This is a genomic window from Nocardia sp. NPDC047654 (assembly GCF_043205035.1).
GTDB lineage: Bacteria > Actinomycetota > Actinomycetes > Mycobacteriales > Mycobacteriaceae > Nocardia.
This window is the reverse complement of sequence record NZ_JBIDDF010000004.1, coordinates 208,759-228,492: the sequence shown is the minus strand read 5'-3', so window position 1 is coordinate 228,492 and position 19,734 is coordinate 208,759. Positions and strand designations below refer to the sequence as shown.

21 protein-coding genes are annotated in these 19,734 nt (G+C 68.2%); 11 read left to right on the top strand and 10 right to left on the bottom strand.

Annotated features, from left to right (window positions below):
• Positions 1 to 4: 4 nt before the first annotated feature.
• The 4 genes from ACGF7Y_RS16770 to ACGF7Y_RS16755 all read right to left on the bottom strand — a co-directional run bounded on the left by ACGF7Y_RS16770 (position 5) and on the right by ACGF7Y_RS16755 (position 3,052).
• Positions 5 to 856 (bottom strand): ABC transporter permease, encoded by an 852-nt coding sequence (locus ACGF7Y_RS16770; RefSeq protein ID WP_357119712.1) that lies wholly within the window; start codon positions 854 to 856, stop codon positions 5 to 7.
• 4 nt (positions 857 to 860) lie between these two features.
• Positions 861 to 1,625 carry an ABC transporter permease gene (locus tag ACGF7Y_RS16765; protein WP_040864643.1) on the bottom strand — a complete coding sequence of 255 codons (765 nt, stop codon included), beginning with the start codon at positions 1,623 to 1,625 and terminating at the stop codon, positions 861 to 863.
• A 292-nt stretch (positions 1,626 to 1,917) separates the two neighbouring features.
• Positions 1,918 to 2,820: a 3-oxoacyl-ACP reductase gene (locus tag ACGF7Y_RS16760; RefSeq protein ID WP_393234493.1), complete on the bottom strand. Its 903-nt coding sequence runs from the start codon at positions 2,818 to 2,820 to the stop codon at positions 1,918 to 1,920.
• A gap of 43 nt (positions 2,821 to 2,863) precedes the next feature.
• Positions 2,864 to 3,052: a ferredoxin gene (locus ACGF7Y_RS16755; RefSeq protein ID WP_040864641.1), complete on the bottom strand. Its 189-nt coding sequence runs from the start codon at positions 3,050 to 3,052 to the stop codon at positions 2,864 to 2,866.
• Between the two features lie 174 nt (positions 3,053 to 3,226).
• Between ACGF7Y_RS16755 and ACGF7Y_RS16750 the strand changes: the two genes are divergently transcribed.
• Positions 3,227 to 4,420 carry an acyl-CoA dehydrogenase family protein gene (locus ACGF7Y_RS16750; RefSeq protein ID WP_393234490.1) on the top strand — a complete coding sequence of 398 codons (1,194 nt, stop codon included), beginning with the start codon at positions 3,227 to 3,229 and terminating at the stop codon, positions 4,418 to 4,420.
• Between the two features lie 18 nt (positions 4,421 to 4,438).
• Positions 4,439 to 5,533: an acyl-CoA dehydrogenase family protein gene (locus ACGF7Y_RS16745; RefSeq protein WP_393234487.1), complete on the top strand. Its 1,095-nt coding sequence runs from the start codon at positions 4,439 to 4,441 to the stop codon at positions 5,531 to 5,533.
• A 61-nt stretch (positions 5,534 to 5,594) separates the two neighbouring features.
• Here the strand turns inward: ACGF7Y_RS16745 and ACGF7Y_RS16740 are convergent, their stop codons facing one another.
• Together ACGF7Y_RS16740 and ACGF7Y_RS16735 are read right to left on the bottom strand one after the other, a co-directional pair.
• Complete coding sequence (locus tag ACGF7Y_RS16740; protein WP_393234484.1) at positions 5,595 to 5,756, bottom strand: hypothetical protein; 162 nt, start codon at positions 5,754 to 5,756, stop codon at positions 5,595 to 5,597.
• Between the two features lie 20 nt (positions 5,757 to 5,776).
• On the bottom strand, positions 5,777 to 6,364 hold the full coding sequence (locus ACGF7Y_RS16735; protein WP_393234481.1) for a TetR/AcrR family transcriptional regulator: 588 nt from the start codon (positions 6,362 to 6,364) through the stop codon (positions 5,777 to 5,779).
• 101 nt (positions 6,365 to 6,465) lie between these two features.
• Here ACGF7Y_RS16735 and ACGF7Y_RS16730 point away from each other — a divergent pair, with 101 nt between their 5' ends.
• Both ACGF7Y_RS16730 and ACGF7Y_RS16725 read left to right on the top strand, forming a co-directional pair.
• Positions 6,466 to 7,653 (top strand): FAD-dependent monooxygenase, encoded by a 1,188-nt coding sequence (locus ACGF7Y_RS16730; protein ID WP_393234478.1) that lies wholly within the window; start codon positions 6,466 to 6,468, stop codon positions 7,651 to 7,653.
• A 206-nt stretch (positions 7,654 to 7,859) separates the two neighbouring features.
• A complete protein-coding gene (locus ACGF7Y_RS16725) occupies positions 7,860 to 8,075 on the top strand; it encodes a hypothetical protein (RefSeq protein WP_393234475.1) in 216 nt (71 codons plus the stop codon).
• A 57-nt stretch (positions 8,076 to 8,132) separates the two neighbouring features.
• Here the strand turns inward: ACGF7Y_RS16725 and ACGF7Y_RS16720 are convergent, their stop codons facing one another.
• Entirely contained in the window at positions 8,133 to 9,782 is a 1,650-nt protein-coding gene (locus ACGF7Y_RS16720) for an acyl-CoA synthetase (RefSeq protein WP_357953320.1), read from the bottom strand.
• 60 nt (positions 9,783 to 9,842) lie between these two features.
• On the opposite strand from ACGF7Y_RS16720, the gene ACGF7Y_RS16715 reads away from it, so the two are divergent.
• Positions 9,843 to 10,625 carry a crotonase/enoyl-CoA hydratase family protein gene (locus tag ACGF7Y_RS16715; protein ID WP_393234472.1) on the top strand — a complete coding sequence of 261 codons (783 nt, stop codon included), beginning with the start codon at positions 9,843 to 9,845 and terminating at the stop codon, positions 10,623 to 10,625.
• Between the two features lie 63 nt (positions 10,626 to 10,688).
• Here the strand turns inward: ACGF7Y_RS16715 and ACGF7Y_RS16710 are convergent, their stop codons facing one another.
• Positions 10,689 to 11,108 (bottom strand): VOC family protein, encoded by a 420-nt coding sequence (locus tag ACGF7Y_RS16710; protein ID WP_393234469.1) that lies wholly within the window; start codon positions 11,106 to 11,108, stop codon positions 10,689 to 10,691.
• 183 nt (positions 11,109 to 11,291) lie between these two features.
• On the opposite strand from ACGF7Y_RS16710, the gene ACGF7Y_RS16705 reads away from it, so the two are divergent.
• Positions 11,292 to 12,290, top strand: a complete 999-nt coding sequence (locus ACGF7Y_RS16705; RefSeq protein ID WP_040864632.1) for a sigma-70 family RNA polymerase sigma factor — start codon at positions 11,292 to 11,294, stop codon at positions 12,288 to 12,290.
• A gap of 155 nt (positions 12,291 to 12,445) precedes the next feature.
• Here ACGF7Y_RS16705 and ACGF7Y_RS16700 read toward each other — a convergent pair whose 3' ends face one another.
• Together ACGF7Y_RS16700 and ACGF7Y_RS16695 are read right to left on the bottom strand one after the other, a co-directional pair.
• The gene (locus ACGF7Y_RS16700; protein ID WP_393234466.1) at positions 12,446 to 13,984 is read right to left on the bottom strand and encodes an acyl-CoA synthetase; all 1,539 of its coding nucleotides are present in this window, start codon (positions 13,982 to 13,984) and stop codon (positions 12,446 to 12,448) included.
• An 82-nt stretch (positions 13,985 to 14,066) separates the two neighbouring features.
• Positions 14,067 to 15,104 (bottom strand): LLM class F420-dependent oxidoreductase, encoded by a 1,038-nt coding sequence (locus ACGF7Y_RS16695; protein WP_393234463.1) that lies wholly within the window; start codon positions 15,102 to 15,104, stop codon positions 14,067 to 14,069.
• Between the two features lie 130 nt (positions 15,105 to 15,234).
• Between ACGF7Y_RS16695 and ACGF7Y_RS16690 the strand changes: the two genes are divergently transcribed.
• Genes ACGF7Y_RS16690 through ACGF7Y_RS16670 form a run of 5 tightly spaced genes read left to right on the top strand, consistent with a single transcriptional unit; the run spans position 15,235 to position 19,733 of the window.
• On the top strand, positions 15,235 to 16,185 hold the full coding sequence (locus ACGF7Y_RS16690) for a Zn-ribbon domain-containing OB-fold protein (protein ID WP_393234460.1): 951 nt from the start codon (positions 15,235 to 15,237) through the stop codon (positions 16,183 to 16,185).
• Positions 16,186 to 16,197: 12 nt separating this feature from the next.
• Entirely contained in the window at positions 16,198 to 17,235 is a 1,038-nt protein-coding gene (locus ACGF7Y_RS16685) for a thiolase domain-containing protein (RefSeq protein ID WP_393234457.1), read from the top strand.
• Entirely contained in the window at positions 17,232 to 18,398 is a 1,167-nt protein-coding gene (locus ACGF7Y_RS16680) for a thiolase domain-containing protein (RefSeq protein ID WP_063049306.1), read from the top strand. The genes ACGF7Y_RS16685 and ACGF7Y_RS16680 overlap by 4 nt, the downstream gene beginning before the upstream one ends.
• A gap of 5 nt (positions 18,399 to 18,403) precedes the next feature.
• Complete coding sequence (locus ACGF7Y_RS16675) at positions 18,404 to 19,288, top strand: TIGR03619 family F420-dependent LLM class oxidoreductase (RefSeq protein WP_393234673.1); 885 nt, start codon at positions 18,404 to 18,406, stop codon at positions 19,286 to 19,288.
• A gap of 25 nt (positions 19,289 to 19,313) precedes the next feature.
• Positions 19,314 to 19,733 (top strand): nuclear transport factor 2 family protein, encoded by a 420-nt coding sequence (locus ACGF7Y_RS16670; protein WP_393234453.1) that lies wholly within the window; start codon positions 19,314 to 19,316, stop codon positions 19,731 to 19,733.
• Position 19,734 lies beyond the last annotated feature (1 nt).

The following is a 19,734-nucleotide window of genomic DNA, read 5'->3' as shown; positions in this document are numbered from 1 at the left end:
GTCGCTATCCGGAGAGGTGGAAGTTGCCGGAGGTGCCGTAGATGGCCAGCGAGACCAGCAGGGTCACCGTGACGACCGCGACCAGCGAGGTCCGCACCGCGTTGCCCACCGCGACACCCACGCCGACCGGGCCGCCCGCGGCGTTGTAGCCGTAGTAGGTGTGGATCATCATGATCGCCAAGGACATGAGAATCGCCTGGGCGAACGACCACAGGATGTCGGTCGGGATGAGGAACGTGGAGAAGTAGTGGTCGTAGACGCCCGCCGACTGACCGTAGATGACGACCGTGGCGAACCGGCTGGCCAGGAACGACGCGATCACCGCGAGCGCGTAGAGCGGGACGATCGCGATCATCCCGGCCAGCACGCGCGTGCCGACCAGGTAGGGCACCGGCCGGATCGCCATCGACTCCAGCGCGTCGATCTCCTCGGCGACCCGCATCGCGCCCAGTTGCGCGGTCGAGCCCGCCCCGATGGTAGCCGCCAGGCCGATGCCGGAGATCACCGGCGCCGCGATGCGGACGTTGATGAACGCCGCGAAGAAACCGGTCAGCGCCTCGACGCCGATATTGCCCAGTGAGCTGTAGCCCTGCACGGCGATGGTGCCGCCCGCGAACAGGGTGAGGAACCCGACGATCACCACCGTGCCGCCGATCACCGCCAGCGCGCCGGTACCCATGCTGATCTCGGCGATCAGCCGGATGGTCTCGGTGCGATAGTGCACCAGCGCGCGCGGCAGGGACCCGAGCGCCTGGGCATAGAACACCGCGTGCTTGCCGACCGAATCGAGCGAGTCCGACACCCTGCGCATTCGCCGGACCGTGCGGGGAAAGCGGGATTCGATTACGAAGGCCATCGCGTCACCGCGCCGTGAACTTGATGCCGACGGCGGTGACCACCACGTTCACGACGAATAGGGCCATAAAAGCGAAGACTACGGTCTGATTCACCGCATCACCGACACTCTTGGGTCCGCCTTTGACATTCAGGCCCAGATAGCAGGCGACCAGTCCGGCGATCAGCCCGAACAATCCGGCTTTCACCTCCGAAATGATCAGCTCGGGCAGATGGGTGAGCAGCGTGATGCCATTGACGAACGCGCCGGGGTTCACATCTTGCAGATACACCGAGAACAGAAATCCGCCGACGATGCCGATGGTGCACACCAGGCTGTTGAGCATCAGCGCGACGAACATCGACGCGAGCACCCGGGGCACCACCAAGCGCTGTACCGGATTGATGCCCAGTACCCGCATGGCGTCGATTTCCTCGCGAATGGTGCGCGCGCCCAAGTCGGCGCAGATCGCGGTGGCGCCCGCCCCCGCGACGATGAGCACGGTGACGATCGGCCCCACCTGGGTGACCGCGCCGAATGCCGCGCCCGCCCCGCTGAGGTCGGCCGCGCCGATCTCCCGCAACAGAATGTTCAACGTGAAGCTCACCAGAACGGTGAACGGAATGGCCACCAGCAATGTCGGCACGATCGAAACTCGCGCGATGAACCAGGACTGGTCGATGAACTCCCGCCATTGAAAGGGCCTGCGCACGCTGGCGCGTGCGACATCGGCGGTGAGTTCGAAGAATCCACCGACGGCCCGCAACGGCACGGCAAGGACCTCGTTCATCCACGATCCTCCTTGCTCAACCGGCGTACACAGCCCACGGCGCGAATCTCCACCGTGGCCGCACCGCCGGAACGATTAGAACACGTTCACCGTGTTGCCGGTAGCACTTTTCACACTTTTGAAGTGCAATTTCCCGAAAAGTCGGCATATAAATTTGAAACCGGTGTCATCGGGTGATGATCCCACCTTTGTGAGGTAGGACATAACCCGTCCCTATGTCTACCAAGCGCCGATCCCATGATCAACAGTTGGACAGCTGATCAGTAGCGCACCCGCGGCGGGCCGCCGCGACTCAGCCGAGCTCGGCCAGCGAAGACGCCGAGAAGGTGCGCCCCTCCGGGCGATCGGCGAAGTAGCCGCCCAGCGTGTCGGCCAGATCCTGCGCCGACCACTCCCCCGCGGCCGCGTCGAACCGGCGTTCCACGACCGGCGCCGCCATGAGCGCCACCATCCCCCCGTAGACGACGAACAGCTGTCCGTTGACCGCGTCGGCCGCAGGCGAGGCCAGATAGGCGACCAGCCGGGCCACGTGGTCGGGCGAGAGCGGGTCGGCCTCGCCGTCCGGGGCGGGGCTGAACACCGCCTCGGTCATCGCGGTGCGCGCCCGCGGCGCGATCGCGTTCGCGCGCACGCCGAAGCGAGACAGGGCCCGGGCGGCCGAGAGGGTCAGCGCGGTGATGCCCGCCTTCGCGGCCCCGTAGTTGGCCTGCCCCTCCGGGCCGAGCAATCCGGCCTCCGAGGAGGTGTTGATCAGCCTGCCGTAGACCGGCGCGCCCGCCTGCTTCGACTTGCCCCGCCAATAGGCGGCGGCGTTGCGCGAGAGCAGGAAATGGCCGCGCAGATGCACCGCGAGCACCGCGTCGAAGTCCTCGTCGGACATGTTGAACAGCATCCGGTCGCGGGTGATGCCCGCGTTGTTGACCACGATGTCGACCGATCCGAACGACTCCTCGGCGGTGCGGATCAGCGCGTCGGCGGTCGCGCGCTCGGCGATGCTGCCCGCGACGAACTCCGCCTTGGCGCCCAGCGCCCGGATCTCACCGAGCGTGTTCGCGACCGCCTCCGACTCCGCGAGGTCGTTGACCACCACCGACGCACCTGCTCCGGCCAGCGCGAGCGCTTCGGCCCGCCCAAGTCCGGCGCCGCCGCCGGTCACGATCGCTACACGGCCCGCAAGGCTCAGATCATTGCTCACGCGGCCGACTCTAGAACGTGTTCCAACTTACGGCAAGCATCGCTCACTGCAACCGCAACGCCGCCTTCGGACATTGCGCGACGGCGTCCTCGACATCGGCGAGCCGATCGGGGGGCACGTCCGCGTTCGCGATGTGCAGGACGTCCTCGTCATCGAGTTCGAACACGTCGGGGGCGATTCCGACACAGATTCCATTCGCTTCGCACTGGTCTGGATCGACACTGATCTTCATGGCAACTCCTTTACCACCACTCTGGCCGAAGCCTAACAAGCCGATCCGCTCCACTGGGGCGTCATCGGGGGGATTCGCTATCAATACTGGAACATGTTTCAGTCCATATGCAATGATCGGGGAAACCCGATCCGACGAAGGCTCGTCCCACCCACCCCGCCGAGAGGTTTCGCCATGCGCATTGCGTACACGCCGCAACAGGAGCAGCTGCGCGCGGAGTTGCGCGACTACTTCGCGCGACTCATCACCCCTGAGCGCAGGGAGGCCCTGAGCGCGCAGACCGGCGAGTACGGGCAGGGCAATGTGTACCGCGAGGTGGTGCAGCAGATGGGCCACGACGGCTGGCTGGCGCTGGGCTGGCCCGAGGAATACGGCGGCCAGGACCGCCCCACCATGGACCAGCTGATCTTCACGGACGAGGCGGCGATCGCCGGCGCGCCGGTGCCGTTCCTGACCATCAACTCCGTCGCGCCGACGATCATGCACTACGGCAGCGAGGAACAGAAGAAGTTCTTCCTGCCCAAGATCGCGGCCGGTGAACTGCACTTCTCCATCGGCTACTCCGAGCCGGGCGCCGGCACCGACCTGGCCAGCCTGCGCACCACCGCGGTGCGCGACGGCGACGACTACGTGATCAACGGCCAGAAGATGTGGACCAGCCTGATCGCCTACGCCGACTACGTCTGGCTGGCCGTGCGCACCGATCCGAGCGCCAAGAAGCACAAGGGCATCAGCATGCTCATCGTGCCGACCACCGCTGAGGGCTTCTCGTGGACGCCGGTGCACACCATGGCGGGGCCGGACACCAGCGCCACCTACTACCAGGACGTTCGCGTGCCCGCGAGCGCGCTGGTGGGTCAGGAGAACGGTGGCTGGGCGCTGATCACCAACCAGCTCAACCACGAGCGCGTCGCGCTCACCTCGGCCGCGCCGCTGGCGCTGGCGCTGCGCCAGACCGTCGAATGGGCGCGCGAGACCAAGGCGAGCGACGGCTCCCGCGTGATCGACCGCGAATGGGTGCAGCTCATCCTGGCCAAGGTGCACGCCAAGGTGGAATACCTCAAGCTGCTGAACTGGGAGATCGCCAGCCGGGCCGACGCGGGCGGCGACGCGGCTCCGCGTCCGTGGGACGCCTCCGCCTGCAAGGTGTACGGCACCGAGCTGGCCACCGAGGCCTACCGGTCACTCATGGAGGTGCTCGGCCCGCAGGCCTACCTGCGCCAGGACTCCCCGGGCGCGCAATTGCGCGGCCGGCTGGAGCGGATGCACCGCGCCGCGCTCATCCTCACCTTCGGCGGCGGCACCAACGAGGTGCAGCGCGACATCATCGCCATGACCGCCCTGAAGCAGCCTGCCGCCGCGCGCTGACGAAAGCTGAGAAACACCATGGATTTCACCCCCACCGAAGCCCAACTCGATCTCGGCCGGCTGACCGGCGAGGTGTGCGGGAAATTGGTCACCGCAGACCGGTTGCGCGAACTCGATACTGCCGAAGAGCGATTCGACCGGCCGCTGTGGAGTTCGCTGGCCGAGACCGGCGTGCTCGCGGCGGCGCTGCCCGAATCGGTCGGCGGCAGCGACCTCGGTTCGCTCGAGCAGACCGCCGTCCTGCGCGAGCTGGGCAAGCACCTCGCGGCCGTGCCGTACCTGTGGTCGATCGTGCTCGGCGCGGGTGCGCTGGCACGGTTCGGCGATGCGGCGCAACAGGATCTGGCCACGCGGGCGGGCGCGGGCAGCGTCATCCTCACGGTGGCGCCGGCCGAGGAGCGCAACTGGGAACCCGCCGCGCCGACCACCAGCGCGGTCGAGACCGCCGACGGCTGGCGGCTGACCGGCGCCAAGACCACCGTGCCCTTCGCGAACCGGGCCGAGCGGATCCTGGTGCCCGCCACGGTCTCGGGAACCACCGCGGTGTTCCTGGTCGATCCCGCGGTGGCGACGGTGACCGCGCAGCAGGTGGTCGACCGCAGCCCGGAGTTCGCGGTCGAGTTCACCGATGCGCCCGCCGAACTGATCGGGGCCGTGGCCGACGGGGCGGAGATCCTGGACTGGATCCTCACCCGTGCCTGGCTCGGCCTGAGCGCCCTCCAGCTCGGCACCCTGGAACGGGCGCTCGAGCTGGTCGCCGAGTACGCCAGGGAGCGCGAGCAGTTCGGCAAGGCGGTCGGCAGCTTCCAGGCCGTCGCCCAACGGCTCGCCGACGCCTACATCGACGTGCAGGGCCTGCGCCTGGCGGTCACCCAGGCGGCGTGGCTGCTGTCGGAGGACCTGCCCGCCGCCGAGGCGGTGCACACCGCCAAGTTCTGGGCCGCCGACGCGGGCCATCGCGTCGCCCACACCGTGGTCCACGTGCACGGCGGCGTCGGCATCGACCGCGACCACATCGCGCACAACTACTTCACCGCCGCCAAACACAACGAGTTCGCCCTCGGCGCGAGCACCGACCACCTGCGCGCCCTCGGCGCGCTGCTGGCCACGTAACCGCACCCGAGCACATTCGGCCCGCACGGCACCATGCCATGCGGGCCGAATCGCGTTGCGCTCAGACCAGTCGCCGGTTCAGCTCGCCGCTGACCCGCAGCACACGCCCGGCTGCGTCTTCGAAAGCTGCGCGGCGCGAGTCGATCGCATTCGCGCCGGTGTCCTGAACGCGGGCGCAGCCGTCTCGCCGCGGCGCAGAGTAGCGGGGATCGAGGTCGGCCATGAGTCGAACGTACCGCGCTTTCAGTCTGCTGGGATCGACGTCAGGTAGCGCTGGAGGGTGGGGCCGACCTCGGCGACGATCTGGTCGCGGGTCAGGGCGACGACCGGGGGCAGGCGCAGGACATAGCGGCACAGGGCGAGGCCGAGCATCTGGGTGACGATCAGGCCGCCCCGGCGGGGAGCGTCGGCGGGGTCGCCGAAACGCAGGACGGCGGGCAGGATCTGCTGGGCGAAGATGGCGCGGACGCGTTCGGCGACCGCCTCGTCGGTGATCGAGGAGCGCAGCAGGGTCAGCAGCACCTCCTTGTTCGGCTGCTCTTCCCAGATCTCGAAGAAGCGGCGCACCAGCAGCTCCCCCAGAGTGTCCGGCTCGGCTGACCCGAGGTCGGGCAGATCCAACCGGACGTCGACCGCAGCTGCGAAGAGCCCGTCTTTACTGCCGAAATACCGCATGACCATGGATGGGTCGATATCCGCGTCGGCGGCGATGGCGCGAATGGTCGCCTTGCGGAATCCCTCGGCGGCGAACCGCGCGCGCGCCGCGTCCAGAATCGCCGCACGCGTCGCGTCCGAGCGGCGGGCGGGGGCTTGATCAGGCTCTACGGTCATGCCAACGAGTGTAGGCCAACAACTGTTGACTTCCTAGCCGGAGTGGGGCTACGGTTGTGCCAACAAACGTTGGCCTACAAACGTTGACATGAGGAGTTCCGATGAACGCCACACCGAACCCGCTGCCCGCCACCGCTTCCGTCGTGATCGTCGGCGCAGGACCCGCCGGGCTGACCGCCGCCATCACGCTGGCCGACGCGGGTGTGGATTTCGTCCTGCTCGACCGGCAGAGCGAAGGCGCGAACACGTCCCGCGCGGCGGTCGTGCACGCCAGGACGCTCGAGGTGCTCGAGGAACTCGGCATCGCCGACGAATTGGTCGCGACCGGCGACATCGTCGCGCGCTTCACCGTCCACGACGGCGGCAAAACCTTGGCCACCATCGACTTCGACGGTCTCCCGACGCGCTACCCCTACACCCTGATGACGCCGCAGGACACCACCGAGGCGGTGCTGCTGAAGCGGCTGCGGAAGGCGGGCGGTGACGTGCGGCGGCCCTACCAGGTCAGCCGGGTCGCCCAGAATGGCGACGGCGTCACGGTCGAATACACCGACGCCGCGGGCACCGCCGGCAGCATCCGCGCCGACTACGTCGTCGGCACCGACGGCATGCACAGCGTCGTCCGCGAGCAAGCGGGCATCGGATTCACCGGCGCGTCGTACCCGGAGTCCTTCGTTCTCGCCGATGTGCGGATGGACTGGCCGATCGCGCGCGACGAGGTGGCCCTGCACCTTTCACCGGAGGGTGTCACCGTGGTCGCGCCGCTGCCCGACGAGGCCGAGCCGAACCGCTACCGCGTGGTCGCCACTCTGGAAACCGCGCCCGAGCACTCGACCGCAGCACAGATCCAGGCCCTCCTGGACGCCCGCGGCCCCGGCGGCGCGGTGCGGGTTCGCGAGGTGCTGTGGAGCTCACGCTTCCGCGTGCATCACCGGGTCGCCGACCACTACCGCAACGGCCGCATCCTGCTCGCGGGCGACGCCGCGCACGTGCACAGCCCGGCAGGCGGGCAGGGCATGAACACCGGCATCCAGGACGCCGCCGCCCTCGGCCCGTTGCTGGCGCGAGTCATCGCGGGCGAGCCCGACACCCTGCTGGACGAGTACGAGACCACCCGCCGCCCCGTGGCCCTCGGCGTCGTCTCGTTCACCGACCGCATGACCAAGATGGCGACCCTGCGCCGCCGCCCCGCCCGCACCGCGCGCAACCTGATCCTCACCACCCTGTCCCGCATCCCCGCCTTCCGCCACCGCCTCGCCTACCAGCTGGCCGAACTCGCCAACCGCTGAAGTTCCGCGATGCCCGAGCGAGCCGGACGACGCCGACGTCATCCTGGAGCGCCGGGACACCGAGAATCTGGTGCTGTCGCGCTCCGAGCGCTTCGAGGCCAAGGAGACGGCGACGCGACTGCTCGCCCGTACCCTCGCCATCATCGCCCGGTCGAACAGATCTCTCGCGGAGGAGGTCCGCCGAAGAACTCCCGTGGCTGAAATGGTTGCCCGAGACCGGTCGCACCGAAGCAGTGACCGAACTGCTGGATCAGTTGATCGCCGGGGCCGACACCGGACTGTTCATCCCGTTCGCCCGCGATCTGATCGCTTGGCGCAGTACCGCCGAGATCTACGCTCAGCCGGAACTCGCGCGCCGACTGACCGGGCCGTTCGACCCGGAGGAATTCACCGAGGTCTCCCGGCCCGGAACAACGGAGTGAAGCTGCACATGGTCGGCCACTGTCCGACGAACGATGGCCGACCATGGGGCCGGGTTCCTACTTCGCGCTCGCCACCGTGTGGTCGTCGGCGGGGCGGGACTGGGTTTGCTCCTTGGCCCAGCGGTAGTCGGGCTTGCCCGCCGGGGAGCGCTTGATCTCGTCGACGAACCACAGGCTGCGGGGCAGTTTGTAGGGCGCGATCTCCTGGGTGAGCATGGGGCGCAGCTCCTCCAGGGTGGGGCGGGACGCGCCGCGGCATTGCACGACCGCGACCACCCGCTGGCCCCAGCGCTCGTCCTCGATGCCCACCACCAGCGCGTCGAAGATCTCGGGGTGCGTCTTGAGCGCGCCCTCGACCTCCTCGGGGTAGATCTTCTCGCCGCCGCTGTTGATGCTGACCGAACCGCGGCCGAGCATGGTGACCGTGCCGTCCTCCTCGACGCGCGCGTAGTCGCCGGGGATGGCGTAGCGGATCCCGTTGAACTCCTTGAAGGTCGCGGCGGTCTTCGCCTCGTCCTTGTAGTAGCCGAGCGGGATGTGCCCGCGGCGGGCCAGGATGCCGACCTCACCGGAGCCGGGCCGCACCGGATTGCCGTTCTCGTCGAGCACATCGGTGGAAGCGTCGATCTTCACCCGCGGCCCGCCGGTGTGCGTCGCGCCCTTGGCCACGATGGCGATACCGCCGAAACCGGTCTCCGAGGAGCCGATCGAATCGGAGATCATCCGGTTGGGCAGCAGCTCGAGGAACTGGTCCTTGAGCGAGGGCGAGAACAGCGCCGCGCTGCTGGCCATCACGTACAGGCTGGAGAGGTCGTAGGGCTGACCGGTCTCCGGGTTGCCTTCGATGAGCGCGTCGAGCATCGGGCGCGCCATCGCGTCACCGGTGATGAAGATCAGGTTGATCTTGTGCTTGTCGATCGCCCGCCACACGCCGTGCCCGGAGAACTCCGGGATCATCACGGCTTTACCGCCGCCGAACAGGCTGTGGAACGTGGCCCACTGCGCGCCGCCGTGGATCATCGGCGGGATCGGGAACCGCACCATCGGCGGGCTGCCCGCGCCGACCTTCGCCAATTCCCATTCGTCCTGGACGTATTCGCCGGTGATGAAGTTGATGCCCGCGCCGAGCACGCGCCAGACGTCCTCCTGACGCCACATCACGCCTTTGGGCATGCCGGTGGTTCCGCCGGTGTAGACCATGTACAGGTCGTCCGGGGAACGCTCGCCGAAGTCGCGCTCGCCCGAGGACTGCGCGAGCACCGTCTCGTAATCCACCGAATCGGCTGCGGTGGCGATCGTGCCGGTCGTATCGTCGTCAACGACGACGACCGTGCGCAGTTGCGGCGTCTTCGCCCGGACGGCAGCGACCTTGTCGCTGTAGCGCCGCTCATGGATCAGCGCGACCATGTCCGAGTTGTCGAAGATGTACTGCAACTCGTTCTCGACATATCGGAAGTTCACGTTGATCATCACGGCCCGCGCCTTGAAGATCGCGACCATGGCCTCGACGGCCTCGATCGTGTTGCGTGAGTAGATACCCACCTTGTCACCCGGCCGGACTCCCTGTTCTTGCAGGTAGTGAGCGAGTTTATTGGCCCGCTCCTCCAACTGGGCGTAGGTGACCTCGCGGCCGTCGTCGGCCAGCGCGACGCGGTCGGGCATCAGGTCGATGGCATGTTCGACAAGGTCCGCTATGTTGTAGCTCACAGCCATAAAAATAGAACGTGTTACTGTTTCTGACAAGGCTCGAAGTCAGGAGAATCAGCGATGCCGCACTGTCTCGTCGAGAAGCGCGACCATGTCCTCATCGTCACCATGAACCGGCCCGAGGCGCGCAACGCGCTGTCGGGGGAGATGATGGCGATCATGAAAGACGCCTGGAATCAGGTGGACGAGGATCCGGAGATCCGGGTCGCGATCCTGACCGGCGCGGGCGGGGCGTTCTGCGCGGGCGCCGATCTCAAGGGCATGACCTCCGAGCACCCCGGCGACACCATCGAGGGCGGCGGCTGGAATCCGGCCAAGCTGGAGGCGCTGCTCAAGGGCCGCAGGCTGACCAAGCCGCTGATCGCGGCGGTCGAGGGCCCGGCCATCGCGGGCGGTACCGAGATCCTGCAGGGCACCGACATCCGGGTGGCCGGGGAGAGCGCGAAATTCGGTGTGTCCGAGGCACGGTGGGGCCTGTTCCCGCTGGGCGGCTCGGCGGTGCGGCTGGTCCGCCAGATCCCCTACACCGTTGCCGCGGAAATCCTGCTCACCGGCCGGCACCTCACCGCCGCCGAGGCCAAGGAGATCGGCCTGATCGGGCACGTCGTCCCGGACGGCACCGCACTGGTCAAGGCGCTGGAGATCGCGGGGCAGATCGCCGCCAACGGACCCCTCGCCGTGCAGGCCATCCTGCGCACCATCCGGGAGACGGAAGCCATGCCGGAAGAGGACGCCTTCGAGATCGACGCCAAGCTCGGCATGTCGGTGTTCCGCTCGGCGGACGCCAAAGAAGGGCCGCGGGCGTTCGCGGAGAAGCGCAAGCCCTCTTTCACCGGAAACTGAGAATCCCGGCGGAGCCCGACGCCCCCGATGCGCACCCGCATCGGGGGCGACCCCTCGCCGGGCTCAGTTGGCGCCCGGGTAGTCCATCCAGAACGACTCCCACTGGTGGCCGTCCGGGTCGATGAAGGTGCGGCCATGCATGCCGACCTGCGCCTCCTGCGCCCGCTTGTCCTCGTTCACCTCTTCGGTCGCGCCCGCCGCGACAGCGGCTTCGGTCAGGCTGTCGACCTCTTCGGCGCTGCCGAGCGCGAGCGCGTACGCGGCGTTGATCGCCGTCTTGGTATCGGCCACCGGCCGCTTGCTGAAGGTGGTGAAGAAATCCTTGATGAGCAGCATCAGGCAGATGTTGTCGTCGACCACGATGCAGGCCGCGTTGTCGTCGGTGAACTCCTGGTCGACCTTCCAGCCCAGCGCCTCGTAGAACGCCTTCGACCGGTTCAGATCGTCGACCGGGAGATTGATGAAGATCATCTTGCTGCTCATGGCCTCTTCCTCTCGAGCAAGTCCGTTCGTGTCACTGGATAGGACGTGCCCCGGACGGCGAACTCATCGCGGAAGCGTCGGTGTCGCATCCCACACGCCGGGCAGGTTTATCGATCTTGATCAGCGCCGCCCCCGAGTTCGCGGTCCTGTTCTGTGTCGGTGGCCTGTGGCATGGTGACACGCATGAACGACTCGCCCGGCTCCTCCGCCGGCCTCGCTCCCGAGGTGCTCGCCGCGTTCGAGACCCATCGCAGAGAGCTGTGCGCGTACGCCTACCGCATGCTCGGTTCCTCGTTCGAAGCGGAGGACGCGGTGCAGGAGACCCTGACCAGGGCGTGGAAGTCCTACGACTCGTTCGAGGGCCGCGCCAGCCTCCGCTCCTGGCTGTACAAGATCACCACGAACGTCTGCCTGGACATGCTCGACGGCCCGCAGCGCCGGGCCAGGCCGATGGACCTGTCCGGTCCGTCGCGGCCGGATTCGCCGCTGCCTGCACCGCAGCCGGACTACGTGTGGATCGAGCCCATCCCGAACGCGCTGGCCTTCGGCGCCGATCCGGCCGATCACGCCAGCGCGAAAGACACCCTGCGCCTGGCCTTCGTCGCGGCCTGCCAGCATCTGCCCGCCACCCAGCGCGCGATCCTGATCATGCGCGAGGTCCTGCGCTTCTCCGCCAACGAGACCGCCGAGGCGCTCACCATGTCGCCCGCGTCGGTCAACAGCGCGCTGCAACGGGCGCGCGCGACCATGTCCAAGGTCCAGCCCGCGGCCACCGACACCTTCGACGAGTCCGACGAGGATCAGCGCAGACTGGTGGACAACTTCGTCAAGGCGTTCGAGTCCTACGACATGGACACCCTCACCACCCTGTTGAAAGCGGATGTGGCACTGTCCATGCCGCCGATCGAGCTGTGGATCTCGGGCCCGGAGAACGTGGCCGCGTTCATGCTCGGCCACGGAAGCGCTTGCCGCGATTCGCGGCTGGTCCGCCTGGAGGGCGCCAACGGCTTACCCGCCTTCGGCCACTACAAGCCGGGCGACGAGCCGGGCGTGTGGGTGCCGTGGTCGATCACCGTGCTGGAACTCGACGGCGACACCATCGCCGGGCTGAACTTCTTCCTCGACACCGAGAAGCTGTTCCCGCTCTTCGGCCTCGCGCCCGAACTGCGCGAAAGCATCTGACCCCGAACGCGCGAATGCGCCCTTCGTGAAGGGCGCATTCGCTTTCGGCGTCGCCGCGCGGCGGGTCGCAGCCCCAGCGGACCGGCTACACAGCCGCCTCGTCTCCGCCGGACCCGAAACGGACTTTTCCGTCCGATCTTGTCCGGCGGCACCCCTCAGGACGCGGGGATGTACCGTTCACGCAGCTTGCGCTTGTAGAGCTTCCCGTTCGGGTCGCGCGGCAGTTCCGGCAGATAGTCGATCGACTTGGGCATCTTGTACTTCGCCAATTGCGTGGCGGCGAAGGCCAGCAGTTCCTCGGTGAGCGCGTCGCCGCCCTCCGCTCCGGCGGCCGGCTGCACGACCGCCTTCACCTCCTGGCCCCAATCCGGATGCGGCACACCGAAAACCGCTACGTCGACGACCTTCGGGTGGGTGATCAAGACGTTCTCGACCTCCGCCGGGTAGATGTTCACGCCGCCGGACAGGATGAGGTCCGAGCGCCGGTCGTGCAGGTAGAGGTAGCCGTCCTCGTCGAGGTGCCCGATATCCCCGACGGTGAACAGGTCACCGACGCGCGAGTCGTCGGTCTTGGCCTTGTCGTGGTGGTACTCGAAACTCGAAGCGCCCATCCGCATGTACACCAGGCCGGTCTCGCCGGCGGGCACCTCGGAGCCGTCTTCCTCGCTGAGCACCTTGATCACCGACCACGGCCACGCCTTGCCGACCGAGCCCGGCTTGCGCAGCCACTCTGCGCCGTTGATCACCGTGCCGCCGCCCTCGGTGGCCGCGTAGTACTCGGTGACCGTCGGCCCCCACCACTCGAGCATCTGCCGCTTGGTCTCCTGCGGGCAGGGGGCCGCGCCGTGCACCATGCTGCGCAGCGAGGACACGTCGTACTTGGCGCGCACCTCCTCCGGCAGGGCCAGCAGGCGGTGGAACTGGGTGGGCACCATGTGACTGTGCGTCACTCGGTGCTTGTCGATCAGCCGCAGCATGTCCTCGGCGTCCCAGCGATCCATCAGAACGAGCTTGTGGCCCAGCTGGATCGAGATGGTGGCGAAGTTCAGCACCGCCGTGTGATACAGCGGCGAGCCGCAGATGTGCACGTGGTCGTCGTAGGGCGCGAGCTCGAACAGGCCGAAGAACGCGGTGGTGTGCGGCGGGACGACATCGGGGTCCGCGCCGGTGAGCGGCCGCCGTACTCCCTTGGGCCGCCCGGTGGTTCCGGAGGTGTAGAGCATGGGGGCGCCCGTGCTGCGGTCGGACGGACGCCCGGTGTCCGCGGCGCCGAGCCAGGCCACCGACTTGAAACCCTCGATCTCGCCCACCGCGAAGCGCGCCGTCGCGGGCAGCCCCGCCTCGTCGGCGGCGGCCTGGGCGGCGGCGGCGAAGCGATCGCTGGCGATGAACGCCTTCGCCTCGCTGTCGGCCAATATGTAGGCGACCTCCGGACCGGTGAGATGCCAGTTCACCGCGACGATGTACAACCCGGACTGGTAGGCCGCGAAATACGCCGCGATCGCCTCCACGCAGTTGTGCACCATGCTCACCAGCACGTCACCGGTTTTCAGGCCGAGCCCACGCAGGCCGGTGGCGTAGCGATTGGCGAGCGTGGCCAATTCGCGATACGTCACCTCCCGGCCCCAGGGATCGACCATCGCGATCCGATCGGGCTCGGCTTCGGCGATGTTCCACAGACCGAGAATTTTCACTGACTCCTGCGCGGGGGGATGGTGAGGAGGCGGAGCCGACGGGGCGGGTGAGGCAGTCACCCCATTGAATCTAGAACGTGTTCTACTGTTCGACAAGGGGGGCCAGCCGATGCAATTGCGCGACATCGGGAACCGACACCAGCATCATGGTGACGCCCGCGGACTCCCAGACCCGCAGCTGCTTGCGGACATGCTCCTCGTCGCCGATGATCGCGGTGTCCAGAATCAGCTCGTCCGGCACCACCGCCGCCGCCTCGGCCTTCTTGCCGGACTGGAACAGCCGGCCGATCTCGTCGACCTCGCGCTCGTATCCCATCCGCCGGTAGACCTGGGCGTGGAAGTTCAGCTCGGGCGCGCCCATGCCGCCGATGTAGAGCGCCATGATCCAGCGCATCCGCTCGAGCTCACTCGCCGGGTCGTCGGTGATCACCACCTGACAACTGGCGGCGATCTCGAAATCGTCCCGGCTACGCCGCGCCCCTGCCCGCGCGAAGCCCTCGTCGAGCCAGTCGTTGTACATCCCGGCCAGCCGTGGCGCGTAATAGATGGCCAGCCAGCCATCGGCGATCTCGGCGGTGAGCGCGACGTTCTTCGGCCCCTCAGCGCCCAGCCAGATCGGCAGATCCGCACGTAGCGGATGCACGATCGGCTTCAGCGGCTTACCGAGCCCGATCGAGCCCGGCCCGGTGTAGGGCAGCGGGTAGTGCGGGCCGTCGTTGGTGACCGGCCCCTGCCGGGCCAGCACCTGACGCACGATCCCGACGTACTCACGGGTGCGCTGCAACGGCTTGGCGAACGGCTGGCCGTACCAGCCTTCCACCACCTGCGGACCCGAGACGCCCAGGCCCAGGATCGCGCGGCCACCGCTGAGGTGATCGAGGGTGAGCGCGTGCATGGCCGTCGCCGCGGGCGTGCGCGCCGACATCTGCACCACCGACGTGCCGAGGCGCACCCGCCGCGTCGACGAGCCCCACCAGGTGAGCGGGCCGAAGGCGTCCGACCCCCACGACTCGGCGGCGAACACGGCGTCGAACCCGGCTTCCTCGGCCGCCGCCACCAACTCCCCCGCGTTCGCGGGCGGCTGGGCCATCCAGTACCCGAGTTGCAATCCGAACCTCACACCGGACCCCTTTCCAGTCAACTGCTTGCCACCAGAGTTAGAACCTGTTCTACTCGATATCGTGACTCAGGGGAATACTGCATCCACGGCAATCGCTGGTGGTAGCGGCACGGCATTGAACACAGCGGCCGTGCCCGATGTACTCAGCGCGCCCCTACGGGTGCGTTTCGACTACACCCGCTCCGTCGGCTCCACCATCGGGACATTCTTGACCCGGTTGCGCGATCACAAGATCGTCGGCGCGCGCGGCTCGGACGGACGGGTGATCGTGCCGCCGCCGGAATACGATCCGATCACCGCCGAACCGCTGACCGAATTCGTCGACGTCGCCGACACCGGCACCGTCGAATCCTGGACCTGGGTGCGCGAGCCGCTGCCCGGCCAGCCGTTCGACCGCCCCTTCGCCTGGGCGCTGATCCGATTGGACGGCGCGGACACGACGCTGCTGCACGCGGTCGACGTGGCCGGGCCCGAGGACATTCGGAAAGGCTTGCGGGTCACCGCCCGGTGGGCCGAGCAGACCGAGGGCAGCATCCGTGACATCGTCTGCTTCGAGCCGGGCGAGAAGCCCGCCGCGCCGGTGGCGTCCGCCGGGGCCGAGCCGGTCACCATGCTCGTCACGCCGGTCGATCTGTCCTACAAGCACACCGCCTCGCCGCAGGAGACCGTCTACCTGCGCGGACTCGCCGAAGGCAAGCTGATCGGCGCGCGCACCGACGCCGGGGGCAAGGTCTACTTCCCGCCGCGCGGCGCGAACCCGACCGACGGCAGGCCGACCGACGAGTACATCGAGTTGTCCGACCGCGGCACGGTGACCACCTTCTGCATCGTCAACGTGCCGTTCCTCGGGCAGCGGATCAAGCCGCCGTACGTCGCGGCCTATGTGCTGCTGGACGGCGCGGACATCCCGGTGCTGCACCTGGTGCTCGGCTGTGACGCGAGCGAGGTGCGCATGGGCATGCGGGTGGAGGCGGTGTGGAAGCCGCGCGAGGAGTGGGGCTACGGCCTGGAGAACGTGGACCACTTCCGTCCCACCGGCGAGCCGGACGCCGATTACGAGACCTACTCCCATCACCTCTGAGAGAGGCGCACGTTGACTGACAACGCCACCGACATCGCGGTCGTGGGTTTCGCCCACGCGCCGCACGTGCCGGAGACCTTCGGCACCACCAACGGTGTCGAGATGCTGGTGCCCTGCTTCCAGCAGCTCTACGACCGGCTCGGCATCACCAAGTCCGATATCGACTTCTGGTGCTCCGGCTCGTCCGATTACCTTGCCGGACGGGCCTTCTCGTTCATCTCGGCGATCGACGCCATCGGCGCGGTGCCGCCGATCAACGAATCGCACGTGGAGATGGACGCGGCCTGGGCGCTGTACGAGGCATGGGTGAAACTGCGTTCGGGACAGGCGAAGACGGCGCTGGTGTACGGCTTCGGCAAGTCCTCCGCGGGCACGCTGCGCCAGGTGCTCACCATGCAGCTGGACCCGTACGTCGTCGCGCCGCTGTGGCCGGACGCATGGTCCATCGCGGGCCTGCAAGCGCGCGCCGGTCTCGACGCGGGCCGCTGGACCGAGCGCGACATGGCGGCCGTGGCAGCTGGCGAGTCCGGTGACGCCGACAGCCTGCTCGACCAGCCGTACGTCGCCGATCCGCTGCGCGCGCACGACATCGCGCCGATCACCGACGGCGCGGCCGCGATCGTGCTCGCTGTCGGCGACCGCGCTCGCGAACTGTGCGAGCGCCCCGCGTGGATCACCGGCATGGCGCATCGAATCGATACTCCCGTGCTCGGTGCGCGCGACCTCACCGTCTCGCCGTCGACAGCGGCCGCGGCCAAGGCGGTCACCGGCGGCGACGTCAGCGATTTCGATATCGCCGAGTTGCACGCGCCGTTCAGTCATCAGCAGCTGATCCTCGCCGAGGCGATCGGGCTGAAGAACGGCACGAAGGTGAATCCGTCCGGCGGCGCGCTCGCGGCCCACCCGATGTTCGCCGCGGGCCTGGAGCGCATCGGCTTCGCGGCCGAAGCGATCATCGCGGGCTCGGCGAATCGCGCGCTGGCCCATGCCACCAGCGGCCCGGCGCTTCAGCAGAACCTTGTGACCGTCTTGGGATCGGAGAACCGATGAGCTTGCCAGCGGCGGTGCTCGGCACCGGACAAACCCATCACGTGACGAAACGGACCGACGTGTCCATGGCGGGGATGTGCCGCGAGGCCATCGATCGTGCGCTCGCCGACGCCGGTCTCACCATCGCCGATATCGACGCGGTCGTGGTCGGCAAGGCGCCGGACGGATTCGAGGGCGTCATGATGCCCGAGCTGTTCATGGCGGACGCGCTCGGCGCCACCGGAAAGCCGCTGCTGCGGGTGCACACCGCCGGTTCGGTGGGCGGCTCCACCGGCATCGTCGCGACCAATCTGGTGCAGGCGGGCGTGCACAAGCGCGTGCTCGCGGTGGCGTGGGAGAAGCAGTCGGAGTCGAACGCCATGTGGGCGTTGTCGATTCCGGTCCCGTTCACCATGCCGGTCGGCGCGGGCGCGGGCGGGTACTTCGCTCCGCACGTGCGCTCCTACATCCGGCGCTCCAACGCACCGGGCCATATCGGCGCCATGGTCGCGGCGAAGGATCGCCGCAACGGCGCCAAGAATCCGCTCGCGCATCTGAAGCAGCCCGACATCACGATGGAATCGGTGCTCGCCTCGCAGATGCTGTGGGATCCGATCCGCTTCGACGAGACCTGCCCCTCCTCCGACGGCGCGTGCGCGATCGTGCTCGGCGACGCGGAGGCCGCCGAGGCGGTCGAGGCCACCGGCCGCAAGGTCGCCTGGGTGCACGCCACCGCGATGCGCACCGAACCGACCACCTTCGCCGGACGCGACCAGGTCAATCCCCAAGCGGGCCGGGACGCGGCCGCCGCGCTGTGGGAGGCGGCGGGTATCACCAACCCGCTCGAAGAGATCGACGTGGCCGAGATCTACGTCCCGTTCTCCTGGTTCGAACCGATGTGGCTGGAGAACCTCGGCTTCGCGCCGCAGGGCGACGGGTGGAAGCTCACCGACAAGGGCGAGACCGAGATCGGCGGCGCTCTTCCGGTCAATCCGTCCGGCGGCGTGCTCTCGTCCAACCCGATCGGCGCCTCCGGACTGATCCGGTTCGCCGAGGCCGCCAAGCAGGTCATGCAGCGGGCCGGGGACTATCAGGTCGAGGGTGCGCGTAAAGCGCTCGGTCACGCCTACGGCGGCGGGTCGCAGTACTTCTCGATGTGGGTGGTCGGATCGGAGCGGCGGTGACGCCGCTGAAGTTCACCGTCGGCATCGCGCTGAGTCCACTGGACCAGCTGACCGAACTCGCGAAAACCGCCGAGGAGTGCGGGTTCTCGTCGATCGCACTGCCGGACTCGCTGTTCTACATGAAGTCGGCGGCGGCGAAGTACCCCTACACCGCCGACGGGAGCAGGTTCTGGGGCCCGGACACGCCGTGGGTCGACCCGCTCATCGGCGCGACCGCCATGGCGGCTGTCACCAGCCGCATCCGCTTCTACACGAACGTGCTCAAGCTGGGTTCCCGCAATCCGCTGCTGCTGGCCCGGCAGGTCGGCTCGGTGGCCAACCTGTCGGGTAACCGCTTCGGCTTCGGAGTCGGAATCGGCTGGGCGCCCGAGGAATTCGAGTGGTGCGGGGTGCCCTTCGCGCGGCGCGGCGCCCGGGTGGACGAGATGATCGAGGTCATCAAACTGGTACTGGCCGGTGGCATGACCGAGTATCACGGCGAGTTCTTCGACTTCGATCCGTTGCAGATCAGCCCGGCGCCGAGCGAGCCGGTGCCGTTCTACATCGGCGGGCACACCGACGCGGCACTGCGGCGCGCGGCGCGGGTGGGCGACGGCTGGACCTCGGCGATGATGACCTACGAGGAGCTGCGCGGCACCATCGGCAAGCTCGACGCGCTGCGCGTCGAGTTCGGCCGATCCGGCGAGCCGTTCGAGATCCAGGCGGTGTGCGTCGACCGGTTCGGCCGCTCCGGCTACCAGGACCTGGCCGACGCGGGCGTCACCGACGCGATCGTGGTGCCCTGGCTGGCCGACGGCATCGGATTCGACGGCGAACTGTCCGCCAAGCAGGACTCGCTGCGCAAATTCGCCGAGCAGTACATCGCCGAACCCGTCCTCGCCGAACGATGACGACCCGCTGGCCAAGGGAGGCCGTATGACCACCGCAACCGAGCATCCGGCCAGGGCTGCCGGCCTGGCCTCACAGGCCGCCGTGCGAGCACGGGACAAGCAGGCCTGGGTCGCGCTGTTCGCCACCGACGGCATCGTGGAGGACCCGATCGGCCCATCCGGCTTCGATCCGGAGGGCAAGGGCCACCGCGGCACGGATGCCATCGCCGCGTTCTGGGACATGGCCATCGCGAAGACCGAGCTGATCGAGTTCCTGTTCGACGACTCGTTCGCCTGCGGCAACGAAGTCGCCTTCACCGGCACCATCCGCAGCACCATCGGCGGTCACCTGATCGACGCCGACGGCGTATTCACCTACCGGGTGGACGACGACGGCAAGATCACCGCGCTGCGCGCGTTCTGGGAGGTCGATCGCGCCATGAAGACCGCGCGTCCGGTCGGTTGAG

Excerpts from the sequence above, each read along its gene's own strand:
- ACGF7Y_RS16770 (WP_357119712.1), bottom strand. The coding sequence starts at position 856 with ATGGCCTTCGTAATCGAATCCCGCTTTCCCCGCACGGTCCGGCGAATG.
- ACGF7Y_RS16765 (WP_040864643.1), bottom strand. The coding sequence starts at position 1,625 with ATGAACGAGGTCCTTGCCGTGCCGTTGCGGGCCGTCGGTGGATTCTTC.
- ACGF7Y_RS16755 (WP_040864641.1), bottom strand. The coding sequence starts at position 3,052 with ATGAAGATCAGTGTCGATCCAGACCAGTGCGAAGCGAATGGAATCTGT.
- ACGF7Y_RS16750 (WP_393234490.1), top strand. The coding sequence starts at position 3,227 with ATGCGCATTGCGTACACGCCGCAACAGGAGCAGCTGCGCGCGGAGTTG.
- ACGF7Y_RS16745 (WP_393234487.1), top strand. The coding sequence starts at position 4,439 with ATGGATTTCACCCCCACCGAAGCCCAACTCGATCTCGGCCGGCTGACC.
- ACGF7Y_RS16740 (WP_393234484.1), bottom strand. The coding sequence starts at position 5,756 with ATGGCCGACCTCGATCCCCGCTACTCTGCGCCGCGGCGAGACGGCTGC.
- ACGF7Y_RS16735 (WP_393234481.1), bottom strand. The coding sequence starts at position 6,364 with ATGACCGTAGAGCCTGATCAAGCCCCCGCCCGCCGCTCGGACGCGACG.
- ACGF7Y_RS16730 (WP_393234478.1), top strand. The coding sequence starts at position 6,466 with ATGAACGCCACACCGAACCCGCTGCCCGCCACCGCTTCCGTCGTGATC.
- ACGF7Y_RS16715 (WP_393234472.1), top strand. The coding sequence starts at position 9,843 with ATGCCGCACTGTCTCGTCGAGAAGCGCGACCATGTCCTCATCGTCACC.
- ACGF7Y_RS16710 (WP_393234469.1), bottom strand. The coding sequence starts at position 11,108 with ATGAGCAGCAAGATGATCTTCATCAATCTCCCGGTCGACGATCTGAAC.
- ACGF7Y_RS16705 (WP_040864632.1), top strand. The coding sequence starts at position 11,292 with ATGAACGACTCGCCCGGCTCCTCCGCCGGCCTCGCTCCCGAGGTGCTC.
- ACGF7Y_RS16680 (WP_063049306.1), top strand. The coding sequence starts at position 17,232 with ATGAGCTTGCCAGCGGCGGTGCTCGGCACCGGACAAACCCATCACGTG.
- ACGF7Y_RS16670 (WP_393234453.1), top strand. The coding sequence starts at position 19,314 with ATGACCACCGCAACCGAGCATCCGGCCAGGGCTGCCGGCCTGGCCTCA.